The organism is Bacillus sp. FJAT-49736, from assembly GCF_018343615.1.
Classification (GTDB): Bacteria; Bacillota; Bacilli; order Bacillales; family Bacillaceae_C; genus Margalitia.
The window spans coordinates 617,101-635,856 of the sequence record NZ_JAGYPI010000002.1 but is presented as its reverse complement, the minus strand read 5'-3'; the positions used below and the strand labels follow the sequence as shown (position 1 = coordinate 635,856).

The following is an 18,756-nucleotide window of genomic DNA, read 5'->3' as shown; positions in this document are numbered from 1 at the left end:
TCTACAAATAGACCTTTTACTGCATCAAAATAATCGTGAAAAGAAGCCAGGATATATAGACAAGTCAACATTACTAAAGGAGTGTTGGGGATGTATTACGGAGGAATAGAAGCGGGAGGTACAAAATTTGTTTGTGCGATTGGAGAAGAGGATGGAAGAATAATAGAAAGGATCGAGCTTACAACTCTTACTCCTGATGAAACAATCCAGCAGGTCGTGGAGTTTTTTCAAAAGGAAGATATAAAAGCAATAGGGGTAGGCTCGTTTGGACCAATTGACATCAATGTAAAAAGCAATACATATGGCTATATTACAACCACCCCCAAAGTATCCTGGGCCAACTATCCTTTTTTGCATGCTTTGAAGCAGCATTTTAACATTCCAATTGCCTTCAATACAGATGTTAATGTTGCTGCGTTGGGAGAGGCAACATTGGGAGCTGCAAGAGGATTGGAGAGCTGTTTGTATATCACTGTAGGAACGGGGATAGGCGCTGGGGCAGTGGTAAATGGAAAGATTCTGCAAGGACTTTCTCATCCTGAAATGGGTCATATATTATTAAGAAGACATAAGGAGGACCAATACATAGGGAAATGCCCGTATCATAAGGATTGCTTTGAAGGATTAACCGCAGGTCCAGCAATAGAGGAACGCTGGGGGAAAAAGGGAATAGAGCTTGCGGAAGATGACAAGGTATGGGAGCTGGCAGCATATTATATTGCACAAGCATTAATGCAATATATATTAATCCTTTCGCCTGAAAGAATTATTTTAGGCGGAGGTGTGATGAAGCAATCGCAATTATTTCCTTTCATTCATGAAAAAATAGCTGCACTAATCAATAAATATGTGTACATTCCACCACTTACAGAATACATTGTCCCACCGGAGTTAGGGGATAATGCCGGAATTATCGGGGCTCTTATTTTAGCCGGAAAAATGGAGCAATAAGGAAAAGTGGAGGGGACAATCATATGATACAACCACTATTTCTAGAGGGTGTTTTTCAGGAGCGAATTTGGGGTGGAACAGCTCTCAAGGAGCAATTTGGTTATAAGATTCCCTCTGACCAAACAGGGGAATGCTGGGCGATATCGGCGCATCCGAATGGATCTTCTATTGTAAAAAATGGGTTGTTTGCGGGCAAATCTCTTATTCAGCTATGGGAGGAGAATCGCGAATTATTCGGAGGCCATCCATCAAAGGTATTTCCTTTGCTGACAAAGATTCTGGATGCGAAAAGTCATTTATCTGTGCAGGTTCATCCGAATGATGAATATGCTGAAAAATACGAAAACGGTGACCTCGGCAAAACAGAGTGCTGGTATATTATTGATTGCAAAGAAGGCTCAGAGCTTGTTTATGGGCATAATGCCAATTCAAAGGAGGAACTAGTTACGATGCTGGAAAATGGGGAGTGGAATCAATTGCTCCGCCGTATTCCGATCAAACCAGGTGATTTTTTCTATGTACCGAGCGGGACGATACACGCTTTATGTGAAGGCACACTTGTGTTGGAAACCCAGCAGAGTTCAGATACAACCTATCGTGTATATGATTATGACCGTACAGATGGGAATGGGAATAAGAGAGAGCTGCATTGGAAGAAGGCTTTGGATGTTTCAACTGTTCCACATTCTGATGGAGAGTTATATTTGAAAACAACAATGGTGCCAGGTGCAATCATTACTTGTTTTGTAAAAGAAAAGTATTTTACTGTTTATAAATGGGAAATTCAAGGGGAAGCATTATTTATCCAGAGTCAGCCTTTTCAATTAATTAGTGCAATCGATGGAGAAGGCACTGTCATTGTGGGTGGTGTAACATATCCTGTACGAAAAGGAGACCACCTTTTACTGCCGGCAGGGATTGGAGAGTTTCAGTTTGAAGGGAAATTGATTTTGATTGTGTCTCATCCTTAATAATAAATGGTGCTAAATTGACCCCACCTCCAACCTACATAACCCATTTCATAAAGCATAGTCATATATCGTATGTGTATTACTGAAAAATGCACCGAACAAGAATGAAACGTATTAATCGCTAAAAACGTCTAAATATTATGCGAAATCTAAATAATTAGTATAAAAAGGAGGGAATTTCATGGATATACAGAGGATGTTCAAATTTAGAAACTTGTTTGTTGTTACATTGCTTGCATCATTCTTTCTACCTTGGTCAGGCAGATTACAGGGGATTTCAGATATACCACTTACAGGATTTGACTATACACTTGCGATGACTTTTTTGTTATCTCCAATAGTAGGTCTTGTACTTATTGTTATTCCAATACTTTGTATTATCGTTTTAATTCAAGAACTTAGAACAAAAAATTCTTCGAGAATTCGTTTAGCAACAGCAATTTTGACCATTATTTTATTTCTTATTGCCATCACTTACCATACTGTTTCTGGTATGCATATTGGAAAAACATTAACCCATTCAATGATTGATCAGTTGTCTCAAATACGTTATGGAGTATATTTAGCACTGTTATCATCAATATTTATTATCCTTGGAAGTAGGGTGAAAAAAGGTTAAATAACCTTTTAAAAAAAGTAAAAGAGACAATTAACTACTTCAATTACTAAAAACAGGCGATTAAACGATCGGCTGTTTTCTGCTTTTTGCCAGCAGTCACTGCAATATTCATCTAGCCTCTATTTAGGAAGTGCTGTAGTAAAGCTTTTTCTTTTGTATCAATCGATATTCTATTATTTTGAAGGGCTACTTTATCATAATTTGGTTTGAAATTTGTAAATGAAGAATGAGGGCAGTTGTAATACATAGCAAACCATATATGAAAAAAAGAAGAAACAGTAAATGACCACCGACTGTTGGAGAATGAAAAGTAAAATAACTAAATAAAAATAACCCTCCACCTAAAATGGATAGAAAATATGTAAACAATTTTTTCTGTTGTTTTAAGCTATAGTACCCAATTAGAGTAAGCAAAAATAAACTGCTTAGCACCATCATAATAGGGAAAGTGGGGTGGAATTTAGCAGCGTAAATAAAGTAATCCAGCTGTGAAATGTCACATGGGTTATTTACTTGCCCATACAATAATTGTGTAAAAGGGGTGGAATATTTCCATTCCCATGGAATGTCAATAAGTTCACTGCCTTCATACCATGCGACAGCCGTGGAAAAGAAAAGAAAAATAGAGGGGACGCCAAATTGTATAATCCTCCGAAACATATTAAAATGACCTCCAATATTACATTTTATGAGTTTACCTATACACTAAAATACTAAAAGCTATATGGGGGTAAACCTTCTATTTCATTTTCCCTACTATTTGACCTTTTGCTAATTTGCTTTCCCAACCCATATATATTTTTATTGTCTCTATGGGTGCCAGGCGCCATTTAATGTATTCAAAGATAATTAGCGTAATGAATAGCTGTTCTTAAATAAGAGCACTCTTTTGTTCTGTGCAATTATTTAAATCTATATTTTTAAAAGAACAAAGGCTGCCTCAGCAACCTTAATTAAAATACTGCTACGAAATTTGGTGAGGCAGTTCAGTGTTCACAGCTTCCTTATGTAAAAAATCTATAACCAAATCGTTTGCTTTTTCAGCATCTTCGATAAATAAGCAGTGACTTGTATTAGGTAACATCACCGTTTCAATGTGAGGGATGCTTGCTTTAGCCTGGACTATTGCCCGATTAGGATTGTATATAACTTCCTTGTCACCCATTAATAAAAGAGTAGGAACCTCTATAGTCTTTAGTTTTTCAGCTGGAATCACCTTAGGAATAATCGGCGATACTTTCCACTTATAATGTAGCACCCCATAGATGAATTGATCAAAGATATCGTCTTCTATGATATTTCCTTTTGCAATAAACCAATGGCAAAAAACCCTTCGTATGAAACCTTTCCGACGGATTGCATTGATTAAAGCTAAGCGCAAGAAAAATTGTTTGTGAAAGGGAACAAATGAAGCTGCGGGTGCTAATAGAACGAGCTTTTTCACTCTGCTTTGTATGCAAGTAGCAATATTCAAGGTCATATATCCACCCGCAGAATGGCCGAGGAAATCTGTTTTTTCTATTTCCATATGATCTAATATCTCACTCATCCATTTTCCCATATCTTCTCGATTACTTATTGAACGGATGGGCTCGCTTTTATTTATGTCCCCAATCGCTTCTACAGCATAGACGCGTCGAATTTTGCTCAACGCTTCCACGTTTTTATACCAAATAGTAGAGCCCATTCCTGCACCATGCAACATAATGAGAGGCGGAAGCCCCTTATCACCTGCTGTAATGACATGGGTATCACCGTAGCTTGTCGAAATATAAAATGATTCGTAGGGTATGGGCCAACGATTCAAATTATTGTCATACGCTTGAAGAAAAAGTTTCTCGCCCTCTGCTGTTTTGAATGCCATGGTATCATCACCTTTTAAATTATCTCTATTATTCTAAATACTTCTCAATATCTTCGTATAAACTGTTTGCGAAACATAAAAGATTACATTTACACGGATGTGGTGCCTAGCATCAAGATTAAACAACGACTGCCGGCAGTGTTTTTCCCGTTTCAAGCAGGCTTTTTAGATTGGATAGAATCGCTGGCCAGCCATTATTAAGTCCTGCGAAGGTACTTTCTTCCTCTATTATATCTCCATCAGAAATATGTTCATGTTTTAAGGTTAGCTTAACCGTACCTTCTAATGGCTGAAGCTCAAAAGTAACAATGGAAGGCTCTTTTCGCATCGGTTTTTCATCCGCATGGAACCATGTAAATGCCAGCTTATCATAGGGTTTACTGATGAGAACCTTGCCAAACACATCTAATTCATCATTTTCTCGCAAATAGGTAACATCCGATCCTTCCTTCCAATTCGATACCACTTTTCTTCCAAAAAAATACTTTTCAGTTGTTTCTCCGGTTGTTAATGCATCCCAAACTTGTTCGGGTGTGGATGCGATGTAAGTTACATAGATAAATGAGGGTTTAGCCATTTTTTCCTCCTAAAGCTTTTTAATTTGATTATATGATAATTAAAGAGTTAATTTCAAAGAAGATTTATAATCTTCCGCAAGTTATTAATACCATATCTAATATTTCCCATGTTAAGATAGTCATAAGTAAGGGGGAAAGCTCGTGATTCGCTGGTCAAAACTTTTATATGTAATCGGTTTCATTCTCTTTATAGGGTTGTTTTCTGCAGCTGTGCTATATGCTTCTAAGATGAACGAGGTTAGTAAGAAAACAAATGCTGGAACAATTCCATCCTACAAATATCATTTTGTTCTTGTTCCGGAGGAAATGGATAATGATTATTGGAGATTGGTAGAGAAAGGTGCAAAGGCAGCTGCTAAAAAGCACCACGTATTACTAGAGTATAAAGGCCCGAAGCAATCTAATATTGATGAGCATTTAAAAGAACTGAAAATAGCGGGCGCCTCGAGGGTCGATGGCATTTTAACACAAGGGTACAATGATCAGCAATTTTCCCCGGTTATTAATAATCTAGAGAATAAGGGGATACCTGTGATAACCGTTGATACAGATGCACCATCCAGCAATCGCAGGGCTTACATTGGCTCGGATAATTATTATTCCGGTTTTATAGCAGGAAAGGCATTGGTTGCTGATACGAAGGGGAAAATTAATGTCGCCATCATAACAGGCAGTTTTCAAGCTAGCCATCAGCAACTTCGTGTGAAAGGATTTAAAGATGCCATCCGAAAGGAAAAGCGAGTGAAGATTATAGCTATCGAAGAATCTAAAATTACGAGAATAAGAGCAGCGGAAAAGGCGAATAAAATTATTACGGAGCATCCGGAAACAAATGCATTCTTTGGCACAAGCGCCTTGGACGGAATCGGAATTGCCCAAACAGTCGAGCATTTAAATAGGCAGGACTCCATGTACATTATCGCCTTCGATACAATCGAAGATACCATTAATGATATAGAAAAGGGTGTCATTGATGCGACTGTTATGCAGAAGCCCTATGAAATGGGATATAAAGCAGTGGAAATGATGGTTGAAATCGAGGAAGGAAAACGTACGATAAAAATAAACTATACAGAAACTCGAGTCATTCATAAAAGCGATTTGCCGACTGCCATTATGGAACAGCAAAAGAGGACATTGGAATGATTCGAATTCGGACAAAGTTAATTTTATACTTCATTATTCTCGTTTTACTCGTCAACGGTGTTGCTTTTTACTTATATAGCAGCAGTGAAACAATAATGCGTGAATATGACAAAAGCTTTCAACGCTTTTTATTATTAAATGAAATTTCTCAGCAGACCAATATTCTTGTAGAAAAAATGAATGCGTATATTGTGGAAAAGGATCCCGTTTATTTGAGGGATTTCAATGAAACAAATACACAGCTAAGAATAAATAAGAAAAGGCTTAGCAGTGAAATTGAGAATAAATCGAATTATGTAGTGTTAACCAACTATGAAAATATGCTGGAAAGCTTTTTGGATGATAGTTATATTGCAATTCGGGCATTCCAGGATAGTGATATTAACCAGTACTCCGCCTACTTTAATGAAGCAACGGATATCTCTGGGTACATTCAGGAAACCACCATGTCATTGATCAACCAAGAATTAACTTCCTATCAGCATTTTTACAGCCAAATGGCAAAACGAAATTATTATTATCGAATCACAGCAGTCTTATTCTTAAGTGCCGTGTTTATATTATGTACAATCTTAGCTATCCGCATATCTGGTGGAATTACGAATCCAATTAAGCGTCTTTCCCTTGCCGCTAAAGAAATATCCGCAGGACATTTGACCGGAGAGGATATTCAGGTAACCAGTAAGGATGAATTGAAGCTATTAACAGAAACCTTTAACCAAATGCGGAAAAATATCATTGACTTGGTAAATGAAATAAAGGATAAATCAGAATTGGATAAGCTTTTAAAAGAGCTGGAGCTGAAGAACCTGCAAAATCAAATAAATCCCCATTTTTTATTCAATACATTAAATAACATTGCCAAAATGGCCTATTTAGAAGAGGCGCCGGAAACGACTAGATTAATAGAATCGGTTTCTACACTATTAAGATATAATCTAGAAAATATTGATAAACCATCCACTTTAAAAGATGAAATAAATGTGGTGAAGGAATACTTTTACATACAGCAAACACGATTTGGGGATCGGATTACTTTTTTTACACATATTGATGAAAGCTGTATGAACGTACCTATACCAAGGCTTACTCTCCAACCGATTGTGGAAAATGCCTTTATTCATGGGGTGGAGTCGAAGGAGGAGGGAGGGACGATTACTCTTTCCATCTTTAAAAAGGGAGAGCAGATTTTCATTGAGGTGACAGATGACGGTTTAGGTATGGAGGAAGAGACAAAAGCAAGATTACTAAATTACGTAAACGATAGTGAAATTCAATCAAACGAGCTTCACAAACGGTCCGGGCATTCCACAGGGATTGGAGTGATAAACGTTATTAAGCGTCTGCAGCTTTTTTATCAACAAAAGGATATTGTGGAAATTGAATCAGAAAAAGGTAGAGGCACTACTTTTCGTTTTAAAATCAAGGGGGTATAATCATGCGCTTAGTCATTGTGGATGATGAAATGCTGGAAAGAAAGGCTTTAACCAAAATGATTCAAAAGGAAATGCCCGAAGTAAAAGTAGTGGGGGAAGCGGCTAACGGACGTATGGCGATAGACCTGGCTGACCAGCTTACTCCGGATATCATGATGATGGATATCAAAATGCCTGGCATTGATGGTGTAGAAGCTGTTAGGGAAATTCGCAAAAAGCATAAGCATATCAAATTTATTATGGTCTCCGCATTTAATACCTTTGAATATGCAAAAGAGGTCATGCAGCAAGGAGTAAAGGAATATCTTTTAAAGCCAAGCAAGCAAATTGAGGTGCTTGCTGCTTTATCGAGAGTAAGGCAGGAAATTGAAGAAGAAAGAAGTCTTCAAGCGGAGCAGCAAACATTGAAGGAAAGTCTGAGTCGTGCCCTTTCGGTAATGGAGACGGAATGGCTTTCTTCCATTCTAAATGATCATATTAGCTTTGAGGCATGGAGCGAGCTGCTTAGAATTGAGGTTAGGTCGGGAATTATCGTTATATTTTCCATTACAGAGAAGGACATTCCCGTAACTAGACAAAAGAAGCAGTTTGTATATGAGAGGCTTAAGGAACTGTTAAAAACAAAAAGCGAATGTGTAATGGGGCCAATCGCAGAAAATAAAATCCCAGTTTTGATTTTATTTAATACTATTCAAGAAAAAAGTCGTATGAAATCACAGGCGATAAAGCTTATTAGAAATGTTCTTGCAGTACTTAATGATTCAAAAATATCATTGTTTGCAGGAATGGGATTGCCGTTTCAAACTATCGAAGAGCTGCCTACCTCCTATCATGAGGCATTATTAGCACTAGAACAGCGAAAACTTCAATCTGCCACTTCATATGCTTTTCCGTCAGATGCACGGAGTGAGGGAAACTTACCACTGGAAAAAGAGAAGGAGCTGATTGATTGCATCAAAATGGGGGATCGTCACCAAGTACTTCAAGCATATGAGTGTTATATTAGCGAATTAGAGTCACAACCGGGACAAAAAGCAGAAAGGATGCTCGAGGAGCTGGTGATTATTGTTTCCAGGGCAATGTATGATTTGGGAATTCAATTTACTCCTATGTCGATTCCACAGCATTATGCTTATGATAAAATAATGGAAATGACGAGGCAATATGTATTCGAATGTACAGAGCTTGTTCAGGCTTGGAGAAGCAGTCATATGAAGGGATACCTTTTAAAAGCCAGAGAGTATATTATGGAACACTTTAATAAAAACATTACTTTAGAGGAAGTTGCTGAGTATGTGGAGCTCAGCCCATATCATTTCAGTAAATTATTTAAAGAAAAGTATGGGGTGAACTTCATTGATTACGTAACGGACCTTCGTATTGAGCAGGCAAAAAAAGAAATGCTGAACACGAACAAAAGCTTAAAGGAAATCTGCTTCAACGTGGGCTACAAGGACCCGAATTATTTCAGCCGTGTCTTTAAAAAGAAAACAGGTGTAGCTCCAACTTCCTACAGGAGTACTAAAACCCCGTCTTCTTAAAGGAAGAGATGGGGTTTTGTTTTTAAGACTCTGGTCTTAGAAATATTTAGAGCTATAGTGCATGGTAAGAAGACAGTTTCTCATTTAACATAATAGTCAAGAGAATGATAAAGGAGAAAAGAGCTATTATGAAAAAACTACTGATGTTTTTAGCTGTACTTGTTTGTTTTTATATCATCGGATCTAGCCTGCAAAAGGTTTCTTGGTTGCCATTCGGTAATAATGGGACACAGGCTGCGTCCATGGAAAATATTGATATGATTGCTATAAATGCATCTGCAGCAGATGTTACGGTTATTCCAGAAAATCGTAAAGATGTAAAGGCAAATTATAGCGGAAGAGGAAAGGTGAAGGTAACAAAAAACGGTGATATTGTCAAAGTATCCTTAGAGCGTAGTTGGCTTGGGGGTTTCAACTTTTGGGATAAGAAAAAGCTAAAGATTTATATACCTAAGAATTTTAATGAAAAAATGGCTGTTAACGTAGGCTCTGGAAGATTCCATTTTTCGGGATCATCGAAGAGGCATCCGATGAATTTAAAGGATCTATCCATTGATATGACATCTGGACTTGTGGAATTGAAAAATTTAAGCGTACAATCCTTTAAGCATAAGGGGTCATCTGGAAATGCCCAATTCCATTATTTAAAGGCAGACAAGGCAAATATTAAGATGAGCTCTGGAATTGTAGATCTAAATCACTATCAAGGACAATTAAATGCAAGGCTATCATCTGGAAAACTTAAAGCCCAATTCGACCAGTTAGATGATCCAATTGACATTAAAATGAGCTCAGGTATTTTAAAGCTAGATTTACCGGAGGATGCTGATTTTAGTCTGGATGGAAATGTAGGAAGTGGGATAATTTCTTGTAAGATTCCTCTGAAGGATGAATCTAGAAGCGGAAAAAACATAAGAGGTTCATATGGAAGTGGCAAGAACAAAATTTATGTGAAAGTTTCCAGCGGGATGGCCACGATTTATTAGACCGGGATTTTTTATGCCCGGTTTTTTTAGTGTTCTATTTTCATTTGAATAAAACCTTTTAACATTAATTCCACTCGAAAAGGTTTAACAAGGAGCAAAGTCTTGCGGACATTCGCCATTTTTTTGCGTGGTGCATGCTTGGTAGCTTCTATATAATAATCATTAAATGTATGGAAAATAAACAAGAATTAGAAGGGAGTGTGTGGTCAAGTGGAGGATGTTCAAAAAGAGTATGAGATATACAAAATAGTGGCAGATAACACATTAGATATCATCGTATTGGTAGATAATGAGGCAATCGTACAATATGTATCTCCTTCTATTGAATCAACTCTAGGGTATAGTGTCGAACAATACCAAGGTATGGATGCATTTGATGGGATTCACCCCGAGGATCAGGAACGTGTTCGACTTTTATACCAACAAGTTATTCAAACAAAAACATCAGTAGACCTTGAATACCGTATACTTCACGCACATGGTTTCCAACTATTTGTCGAAACACGTGTAAATCCAGTTTTGGACGACTGCGGTGAGGTTAAATACGTGGTTGCAGTAGTACGGGACATTACAGAACGAAAAAAGTCGGAACAATTACTGGAAAATATACTTCAAGGGGTAAATGCAGCGGTTATGTCCGGTGATAAAGATTTTACTCAATACTCATTTTGCTCGGAAAGTATTGAAAAAATAACGGGAATCCCCAGAAGTGAAATAATTAATAATCCGATTCGGATACATGATCATATCCATCCAGATGACAATGATATGCTAATGGGAGAGGCAAAGAACACCCTGGATCTGGGTATTCCTGTAAACAAAATCATTCGGTTTATCCATCGTGAAAATGAAATAAGATGGGCCAGAATGATGATTCATCCGTTTCTGGATAGCAACGGAGAGATTGAAAGATTGGACGGAATTCTGCTCGATATTACCGAAAAGAAGCGCTCCGAGTTGGCCATAGAGGAAAACGAACAAAGATATAAATCATTATTTGAAAACAATTTAGACGGTGTTTTTTCTATCGATTTAAAAGGGAATTTTGTAAATGCAAATCATTCCTTCGAAAAGATTACAGGCATCAAAATAAATAATTTGCCAGACCGTTGTTTTATTGGTCTGATATTTGATGAGGATCATATTCCTGTCTATGAAATTCTATCAGAGGTCATGAAAACGAAAGAACCTAGGGATGTAGAATGTCGTATATCCCGATTTGGACAAGGGTTGCGAATGGTTAATATAACTTTCGTGCCAATCTTTCTTTTTGGAGAGCTAAATGGAGTACATGGTATTGTCAAGGATATTACGAATCGAAAAAAGGAAGAGCAGGAATTAATTTATAGCCAAAAGAGATATAAATTCCTTCAGCAAACCATTAATCGCTTTTCAAATGATCTATCAAATGTGATGAAAGTTACGGAATTAGAAAATCGGCTTGTGGAAGTCGTAAAAAATGTTTTACCAGTGGACGATGTGTCTATAGAGGAAGTGCCAAGATATGAAAAACCTATTTTCAGAAATTTGAATGAAATGTGGTTGAAAATAGGTGAGAAAGAAAATCAGGTCTATATAAGAATTGAATTAAACCAAACGTTGCATAAAATGGAGAAGGAATGGCTAGAAACGTCAATCCATTATGTCACCATTCTTTATGATAACCTGCAGTTAATGGAGGACTTAATGAATCGTATGGAAGAGATGGTAGCGGGTAACGAGACGCCAAAATGGATGCTCCGTCTATTATTTAGACTATCCGAGAAGGAAAGGGCATCATTATCAAGTGATTTACATGATTCTGTCTTGCAGGATTTAATTATTTGGTACCGAAAGCTTGAATCCTTGCGTTCATCTTCTCTGTTCAGTGGAGATATTAAGGGAGAGCTATTTCAAATTGAAGAAGGATTACTGGATGCCATCCATCAAATTCGCATTACCTGCAATGAACTGAGACCACCATTTCTTCTTAAAATGGGGTTGGTGGAATCCCTAAAGGGTCTGTTTTCCTACGCTAGAATGTTCTCCAATTATGAGATTGAGTTTTTAGCTAGTGAAGAAAAAATGGAGCTAAATGAAGACCAGATACTAGGGCTTTACAGAATCGTCCAAGAGCTTTTGAATAATGCATCTAAGCATTCTAGGGCATCGAAGGTAACGATGAAACTTGGATATTATAAAGATAAGATTCATTTTTGTTATAGAGATAACGGAGTAGGGGCAGATTTGTCACTGATGGAAGGCTCATTTAGCCATATGGGCTTAGCTGGTATTGAAAATCGGGTTCTGAGTTTAGAGGGGGATATGTATATGAATTCTGCTCCGCATAAAGGTTTTCATGTAGATGTTTATATTCCAGCCACTATAAAGCAAAAAGGGGATTACAATGGAAATATTACTAGTGGATGATCATCGCTCAGTAGTTGAAGGAACAAAGATGTTAATAGAATCAGAGTCTGATATGAATGTAACAATTGAGACTGATGTATATTGTGTTTCAGATTTAGTTCGTCTTCATCATTTTGATGTGATTTTATTTGATCTCTATATGCCTAATATTAATGGGGCAGATTTGGCGAAGCAAGTTATCGGGCTTGTTCCGGATGCTATTATTCTGATTTATTCCGGATTTGATATTGCACCGCACTTTAATTTACTTATGGAATCGGGTGTCTCTGGTTTTATTGCCAAGACTTCAACGAGAGAGCAGTTAATTCAAGCTATCCGATGTGCTGCCAGAAAAGAGGCCATTATCCCAATGCAGCTATTAAAGCAACTAAGGCGCCAAGAGATTGTTGTGAAAAGGGAAGAGGGGAATGAATCGGCAATAATCAGTAAAAAGGAAGAAAATCTCCTTAGAGAATTGGCAAAAGGACATAGCAATAAAGAGATATCCAAAACATTATTAATTAGTCAGCGTTCTTTGGAATATAGCTTAACGGAGCTTTTCCAAAAGCTGTGTGTTAATTCAAGGGTAGAGGCGATCAAAAAAGCAAAAAGTCTGGGGATTCTTCCAGCAGAGGATCTATATTAAGGGAAAGTAGAATTAAATAATAGTGTAAAGAGCTTGAGATGGTTGATTTCAAGCTCTTTTTTCATGCCTTCATAAATAAACAAGTGTGACTTTTTTGGTGTCTCCAATAGGAGGTTCTTGCGGAGTAACGATGAAATCGTGCGGTGGTACTACGAAAGTATGCGGTTGGAGTTGCTTAAGGTCACCGTAAAATGAGACATAGAAAGAAATAGAAAAATGGGTGAGAAAAATGAAACAAATTTTATCTAACTTAAAGGAGTACCATCCAATTGTTCATTTATTAATGCTAGGTACCGTTTTTAGTAGTTTAACAAACTCTATTAGCTTAGTTTTTTTACCTATTTACTTAATGAATTCAGCCCATATAGGGCCGGTTATGATTGGAGTGATTGTGGGAGCAGGTGCTTTAACAGCTACAATTGGTGGATTTCTAGGTGGTACACTTTCCGATTTCTTGGGAAGAAATCGATTGATGTTATTTTCGTTGTTGATTCTAGGAGCTGTATTTAGTGGATTTCTTTTAACTAGTAACTCGGTGCTTTTATGTCTATTAAATATTCTTCGTGGTCTTTTTTCCTCTTTCTTCGTAACAATCTCGAAAGCTTTATTAGCAGATTTGACACCTAAGGAAAAGCGATTCAGGTTGTTCTCCAACCGATATATGGGGGGGAACATTGGCTATGCAATCGGGCCGATTATTGGAACCTACTTTGGGATTGCGGGGAACAAAACAGCTTTTCTTTTTACATCCATCATTTATGTCGGTTATTTTCTGGTAATGGGCTTACTGTTACGATACAAGAACACCTCTAGTAATGTAGGGGATGAAAATGAAGAGAAAGTAATGTTAGCAGAGGCTTGGCGAGTTTTTAGTAAAGATAAGGTCTTGCTTCTTTTTATATGTGGAAGTATCCTGCTCACAGCTGTTCATGGAGAAATGTCAGTCACGCTTTCTCAATATTTGAACAAAGCCATGCCTTACCATGGTATGGAGTTATTCGGATATTTAATGAGCATTAACGGGATTACCGTGATTGTAACGCAAGTATTGATTACGAGGTGGTCTGAGAGATTCGGCCTTTTCAATAGGATTGCTCTTGGGAGTCTATTATTTGCTTTAGGTGAAATTGGATTTGCATTTTCCCAAGGATCCCTTGGCTTTATTCTAGCTATGGTTATTTTCACCTTTGGGGAAATTTTGATTATTCCATCCGAATATGCCCAGCTTGATGAAATTACTCCTAATGGGATGCGCGGTATGTATTATGGCGCCCAGGGATTTAGTGATCTTGGCAATTTTATCGGACCTTGGCTCGGAGGAGTATTGTTAAGTTCTTATGGTGGAAGAACGATGTTTTTAACATTTGCTTTGATTTCTATATGTAGTATTGGTTTCTATGCGTGGGGACGGAATTTATATTCTAGACAATCTCAGCAGGTTACACATTACAAAAAATGATAAGGGGATAATCAAATTGAATGAATTTAGACAGTTTTTACCTTATGTGAAAAAAGTGAGCAAATTGTATGCGATTGGCTTTGTAGGTAGCTTATTTCGTTTCTTGATTCCATTGTTTGTTCCTTTAATTTTAAAATACATTTTTGATTATTTGCTTCAAAATGAAGCATTGTCTAATGAGGATAAATGGAAACAACTTGCATATATTTCTGCCGGGATGGTAACGGTTTTCTTACTGATTCGGACACCGATGGAATATGTAAGACAGTTCTGCATTCATAAAGCAAATAACAATATTATTAAGAATCTCCGTAAGGATGCCTTTAAAAAAGTGCATTCTTTGGATGCAAAGTATTTTGCAGATAATAAAAGCGGAGAAATTGGTACACGTTTTTTTGATGATATTGAAAAGGTAAGAGGTTATTTAACAGCTATGTTTGGGAACATTTGGATTGAAATGATTGCTCTTATGTTTGTTGTTATCGTGATGCTGACGATGAATATTAGATTGTCATTGCTCGCTATAGGACTCGTCGGTTTTCAGTTCGTTCTTGCACATTTCCTATCGAAACGCTTTAAAATATCGACGCGAAATATGATGAAGTACCGATCCGTTATGAGCGGCTTCATTTTTGAAAAAATACAAGGTGCGTTTGTATCGAAGCTATTTGCCTCTGAGAAACGCGACAAGGAAGAATTGGATCAGCATTTAGCCTATTTTGATCGTTTGACCGACAAGCATGCCAAGATTAATGCGTTAATGCTTTCTTTAGTGAACGTATTGAGTGATATGACTCCTTTTATTGTGGCAATTATCGCTAGTTTATTTGTTTTGAATGGAGAATTAACGGCAGGGAGCTTAATCGCCTTTTTTGCCTATGTCGATAAAATGAGGAGCCCTGTAGCCGCTTTGGTTAATGCGTATCCTGCTATCACGGAAGGGAAGGTTGCTTTACAACGGATTTTCGACTTCTTCAATACACCTTCCATGATTAGAGATAAAGCACACCCGCTAAAATTAAAAAAATTCAATGATTCTATAGAACTCAAGAATGTATCTTTTGCTTACGATGGAAAGGAAAAAGTGATTAAAAATGTATCTTTGACGATGAAAAAAGGGAAAACATATGCATTCGTTGGGGAGAGCGGCGGTGGGAAAAGTACAATCCTGCAGCTCTTGTTAAGAATGTATGATGTAACAAGTGGGGAAGTATTAATGGATGGGAAAAATATAAAAGATTATTCCCTTTCTAGTCTTCGAGAGCATATGGGGATTGTAACTCAGGAGAATTTCTTATACAGCACATCGATCAGGGACAATATTAAACTAGCAAAGCTTGACGCCAGTGAGGACGAAATAGTTGCCGCAGCAAAGAAGGCTTTTGCCCATAACTTCATCACTGCTTTGCCTAATGGATACGACACGGAAGTTGGAGAAAGAGGCATCAAGCTTTCAGGCGGTCAGAAACAGCGTATTGCTTTAGCCCGTGTATTTTTGAAAAATCCGTCGCTCATTATTTTAGATGAAGCGACTAGTGCACTTGATAATGAAAGTGAAAAGCTAGTGCAAGAATCTATCAATCGTTTTAATCATCATAAGACGGTCATTATGATTGCGCATAGACTCTCAACTATTGTGAATGCTGATACTATTTTTGTGATGAAAAATGGAGAAATCATCGAAAGCGGCAGCCATCAAAGCCTTTTAAAGAGAAATGGATATTATAAGGAGCTGTACTCGAAGCAAAATGCTCCTAGAAGTGATCAATATAAACTAGTGGCTGGAATGCATAGAGGATATTAGAGCTTTGTAATAAATCAAAATTGTCTCCGTATTTTATTTAATGTCAAATAACTTTGGTTCAGAATTCGTCGTGATGCTAGGCTAAATTTACAAAAATAGGTGTAAAATAATTTGGAAGGAAATTACTTTTGATTAGTGGTGATGTTCTTTAGAGGAGGAAGAATAATGTTTACCTTAATGGATTTTAAGAATACGGTTGAACAACAATTGATTCATAATCGAGATAAGAGTTTCTTTTATGAATTGGAAAATGGAAAACTGCTTTTAAATCCTTCTGGAGAAACTATTCAATTATTAATTCAAAAAGCAAAAGAGATTTCGATGTTTATTACTGATGCAAAAGTAATGGGAACCTATAAAAGATTAGTAAGGTATATTTCCAATCAATCCATTAAAGTATTTTTTGAAGTGAATCAGTATTTAGATTTTAATCGTGAAAGTTATCGTGTACTTCAAAATATCTATGGGAATTTATTAGAAGCCATTTGTAAACTTGCAAATCAAAAAGAAATTACTGAAAAAGATATCAATCATCTGTTCTTAGTGCATTATAAAAATCTTCAAGCATTTTTATTAGAATCCAATGGCACTGAAATATTTAAAAAGTACAGAAAAACACCAGTATTGTTCGAAGTGAAGTGTGCCGAATATACGCCTGAATTTCAAATGAAAGTATTAAATATCAATCTAGATACAATTAAACAACCTGTTTTAGATATTGGGTGCGGCCCACAAACTCGTTTGGTCCGTTTCTTAAGAAAAAACGGAATCCAAGCATTTGGAATGGATAGAAATCTAAACTCATCGAATTATTTAATTGATATGAATTGGCTTGAATGTCCTTTTAAACCAAACCGTTGGGGAACAATTATATCCCATATGGCTTTTTCAAACCACTTTACTCATCACCATTTAAAGGCCGATGGTAATTTTGAAAGGTATGCGCAAAAGTATATGGAGATATTAAATTCATTAAAGCATGGAGGAAGTTTTATTTATGCGCCCGGTCTTTCTTTTATTGAAGAAGCGCTGATGAAATCGAACAAATCATTTGCAGTAACTACGAATGAGTATTCTACTAAAGTTACTCGACTTACATAGAGAAGCTCTTTTGTATATAAAGGTCCTTTTTCCAACTGCCTTAACACATGATGTTAAGGCTATTTTTTTCGAAGTTAACATCCAATTTTTCTGAAAAACTATTCGGTGATACAACAAATTCTTGCGGGATAACCCAAAATGTGTGCGGTTTGCAAAGATTTAAAAATTAATACAATGAAAACATCAAATCGATTATGAAACGGAACATAGTTAAACAAGAAAGGAGCGATCATCTGTGGTTCATAAAACGTTCCGATTATGTCATTTTTGCAAGAAATCATGATTAGGAAAATAGCAGTCTGACATTTGGATATTAAAACCCACCAGAAGATTGACAGATTCATATGCTTTTTAAATGGAGATACATTAAATTTTGGAGGTTAGAAAATGAATACAAAACAAAAAAAGAAAAGTAAAAAGAAGATTGTTATATGGAGCATTGTGGGGCTTTTGGTTTTAACCATTGCCTCATTGGTGTTGTTTGCACCTAAAGGATATAGCAATTTCGAAGAGGAAAACGCACAAACTGGAGATATAACTACGTACTACAGTTTTTCTGGTGCAGTAGAAGCAAAAAATAGAAACACTATTATAAGTGCTGCTCCTATACAAATAAAAGAAATTAAAGTGAAGGTGGGAGATAAAGTCCAAAAAGGTGATGTTGTATTGGTAACAAATCAGGGAGAGAAATTTAAGTCGCCATTAAATGGAGAAATATCTAAGATTTATATAGAAAAAAACGCTGAAATCATGTCTGGGGCACAGCTTGTCGATATAGTAGATTATTCTGCCTTGCAAACAACTGTAAAGGTCGACGAATACGATCTTAAATATTTAAAAGTCGGACAAAAAGTAAAGGTATCCATCAATGCGCTGGAAAAAGATATTCAAGGAACAGTTTCTGCGATATCGAAGGAAGCAACAAATGAAAATGGTGTTTCCTATTTTACCGCTACGGTAGACCTTCATAAAGATCAAGCAATTAGAGTTGGGATGAGTACCGAGGCTAAAATATTGAAACAACAAGCCGCAGGTGTAACGACCCTTTCTATGAAAGCTATTCATTTTGATAGTCAAAATAAACCGTATGTATTAATTCCTTCGGAAAAAGGAATGACGACTAAAAAATATATTCAGACGGGTATTAACGATGGGACTACAGTAGAGATTAAAAGTGGGGTCGAGGCTGGCGATGTAGTAATGTTTTCTACTAAGGAGGACCCCGCTCCCATGATGATGCATGGAGGTAATTAAATATGAGGGAAC

The 18,756-nt window shown here is 36.8% G+C and carries 16 protein-coding genes; 13 read left to right on the top strand and 3 right to left on the bottom strand.

Translation table 11 applies throughout. From position 1 onward, the window contains the following. Positions 1-90 precede the first annotated feature (90 nt). The 3 genes from KHA87_RS14430 to KHA87_RS14420 all read left to right on the top strand — a co-directional run bounded on the left by KHA87_RS14430 (position 91) and on the right by KHA87_RS14420 (position 2,541). Positions 91-951, top strand: coding sequence for an ROK family protein (locus KHA87_RS14430; RefSeq protein WP_213094846.1), 861 nt, complete (start codon positions 91-93; stop codon positions 949-951). Between the two features lie 23 nt (positions 952-974). Next, positions 975-1,922: a mannose-6-phosphate isomerase, class I gene (gene manA / locus KHA87_RS14425; RefSeq protein ID WP_213094845.1), complete on the top strand. Its 948-nt coding sequence runs from the start codon at positions 975-977 to the stop codon at positions 1,920-1,922. 181 nt (positions 1,923-2,103) lie between these two features. Further along, positions 2,104-2,541, top strand: coding sequence for a hypothetical protein (locus KHA87_RS14420; RefSeq protein ID WP_213094844.1), 438 nt, complete (start codon positions 2,104-2,106; stop codon positions 2,539-2,541). Positions 2,542-2,727: 186 nt separating this feature from the next. Here KHA87_RS14420 and KHA87_RS14415 read toward each other — a convergent pair whose 3' ends face one another. From KHA87_RS14415 to KHA87_RS14405, 3 genes are all read right to left on the bottom strand, one after another. Next, positions 2,728-3,201 (bottom strand): YjdJ family protein, encoded by a 474-nt coding sequence (locus tag KHA87_RS14415; RefSeq protein ID WP_213094843.1) that lies wholly within the window; start codon positions 3,199-3,201, stop codon positions 2,728-2,730. 304 nt (positions 3,202-3,505) lie between these two features. Continuing rightward, on the bottom strand, positions 3,506-4,405 hold the full coding sequence (locus KHA87_RS14410; RefSeq protein ID WP_213094842.1) for an alpha/beta fold hydrolase: 900 nt from the start codon (positions 4,403-4,405) through the stop codon (positions 3,506-3,508). A 118-nt stretch (positions 4,406-4,523) separates the two neighbouring features. Next, on the bottom strand, positions 4,524-4,982 hold the full coding sequence (locus tag KHA87_RS14405; protein ID WP_213094841.1) for an SRPBCC family protein: 459 nt from the start codon (positions 4,980-4,982) through the stop codon (positions 4,524-4,526). Between the two features lie 142 nt (positions 4,983-5,124). Here KHA87_RS14405 and KHA87_RS14400 point away from each other — a divergent pair, with 142 nt between their 5' ends. The 10 genes from KHA87_RS14400 to KHA87_RS14355 all read left to right on the top strand — a co-directional run bounded on the left by KHA87_RS14400 (position 5,125) and on the right by KHA87_RS14355 (position 18,744). Beyond that, positions 5,125-6,129: a sugar-binding protein gene (locus KHA87_RS14400; protein WP_349305587.1), complete on the top strand. Its 1,005-nt coding sequence runs from the start codon at positions 5,125-5,127 to the stop codon at positions 6,127-6,129. Next, on the top strand, positions 6,126-7,565 hold the full coding sequence (locus KHA87_RS14395) for a sensor histidine kinase (protein WP_213094840.1): 1,440 nt from the start codon (positions 6,126-6,128) through the stop codon (positions 7,563-7,565). The genes KHA87_RS14400 and KHA87_RS14395 overlap by 4 nt, the downstream gene beginning before the upstream one ends. A 2-nt stretch (positions 7,566-7,567) precedes the next feature. After that, a complete protein-coding gene (locus tag KHA87_RS14390) occupies positions 7,568-9,106 on the top strand; it encodes a response regulator transcription factor (protein ID WP_213094839.1) in 1,539 nt (512 codons plus the stop codon). A gap of 128 nt (positions 9,107-9,234) precedes the next feature. Further along, a complete protein-coding gene (liaG, locus tag KHA87_RS14385; RefSeq protein ID WP_213094838.1) occupies positions 9,235-10,092 on the top strand; it encodes a LiaG family protein in 858 nt (285 codons plus the stop codon). A gap of 210 nt (positions 10,093-10,302) precedes the next feature. After that, complete coding sequence (locus tag KHA87_RS22535) at positions 10,303-12,501, top strand: sensor histidine kinase (RefSeq protein ID WP_213094837.1); 2,199 nt, start codon at positions 10,303-10,305, stop codon at positions 12,499-12,501. Further along, the gene (locus tag KHA87_RS14375) at positions 12,479-13,126 is read left to right on the top strand and encodes a response regulator transcription factor (protein ID WP_213094836.1); all 648 of its coding nucleotides are present in this window, start codon (positions 12,479-12,481) and stop codon (positions 13,124-13,126) included. Before KHA87_RS22535 ends, KHA87_RS14375 begins: the two co-directional genes overlap by 23 nt. Before the next feature lie 229 nt (positions 13,127-13,355). Further along, positions 13,356-14,585: an MDR family MFS transporter gene (locus tag KHA87_RS14370; RefSeq protein ID WP_213094835.1), complete on the top strand. Its 1,230-nt coding sequence runs from the start codon at positions 13,356-13,358 to the stop codon at positions 14,583-14,585. Between the two features lie 16 nt (positions 14,586-14,601). After that, a complete protein-coding gene (locus KHA87_RS14365; protein ID WP_213094834.1) occupies positions 14,602-16,389 on the top strand; it encodes an ABC transporter ATP-binding protein in 1,788 nt (595 codons plus the stop codon). 165 nt (positions 16,390-16,554) lie between these two features. Beyond that, entirely contained in the window at positions 16,555-17,490 is a 936-nt protein-coding gene (locus tag KHA87_RS14360) for a class I SAM-dependent methyltransferase (RefSeq protein WP_249310402.1), read from the top strand. Positions 17,491-17,877: 387 nt separating this feature from the next. Continuing rightward, on the top strand, positions 17,878-18,744 hold the full coding sequence (locus tag KHA87_RS14355; protein WP_213094833.1) for an efflux RND transporter periplasmic adaptor subunit: 867 nt from the start codon (positions 17,878-17,880) through the stop codon (positions 18,742-18,744). Positions 18,745-18,756: the final 12 nt, after the last annotated feature.

What these genes read in the sequence shown, in the direction of transcription:
- KHA87_RS14370 (WP_213094835.1), top strand. Translation starts at nt 13,356, where the DNA reads ATGAAACAAATTTTATCTAACTTAAAGGAGTACCATCCAATTGTTCAT.
- KHA87_RS14405 (WP_213094841.1), bottom strand. Translation starts at nt 4,982, where the DNA reads ATGGCTAAACCCTCATTTATCTATGTAACTTACATCGCATCCACACCC.
- KHA87_RS14375 (WP_213094836.1), top strand. Translation starts at nt 12,479, where the DNA reads ATGGAAATATTACTAGTGGATGATCATCGCTCAGTAGTTGAAGGAACA.
- KHA87_RS14420 (WP_213094844.1), top strand. Translation starts at nt 2,104, where the DNA reads ATGGATATACAGAGGATGTTCAAATTTAGAAACTTGTTTGTTGTTACA.
- KHA87_RS14410 (WP_213094842.1), bottom strand. Translation starts at nt 4,405, where the DNA reads ATGGCATTCAAAACAGCAGAGGGCGAGAAACTTTTTCTTCAAGCGTAT.
- KHA87_RS14355 (WP_213094833.1), top strand. Translation starts at nt 17,878, where the DNA reads ATGAATACAAAACAAAAAAAGAAAAGTAAAAAGAAGATTGTTATATGG.
- KHA87_RS14390 (WP_213094839.1), top strand. Translation starts at nt 7,568, where the DNA reads ATGCGCTTAGTCATTGTGGATGATGAAATGCTGGAAAGAAAGGCTTTA.
- KHA87_RS14395 (WP_213094840.1), top strand. Translation starts at nt 6,126, where the DNA reads ATGATTCGAATTCGGACAAAGTTAATTTTATACTTCATTATTCTCGTT.
- KHA87_RS14430 (WP_213094846.1), top strand. Translation starts at nt 91, where the DNA reads ATGTATTACGGAGGAATAGAAGCGGGAGGTACAAAATTTGTTTGTGCG.
- manA (WP_213094845.1), top strand. Translation starts at nt 975, where the DNA reads ATGATACAACCACTATTTCTAGAGGGTGTTTTTCAGGAGCGAATTTGG.
- liaG (WP_213094838.1), top strand. Translation starts at nt 9,235, where the DNA reads ATGAAAAAACTACTGATGTTTTTAGCTGTACTTGTTTGTTTTTATATC.
- KHA87_RS14415 (WP_213094843.1), bottom strand. Translation starts at nt 3,201, where the DNA reads ATGTTTCGGAGGATTATACAATTTGGCGTCCCCTCTATTTTTCTTTTC.
- KHA87_RS14360 (WP_249310402.1), top strand. Translation starts at nt 16,555, where the DNA reads ATGTTTACCTTAATGGATTTTAAGAATACGGTTGAACAACAATTGATT.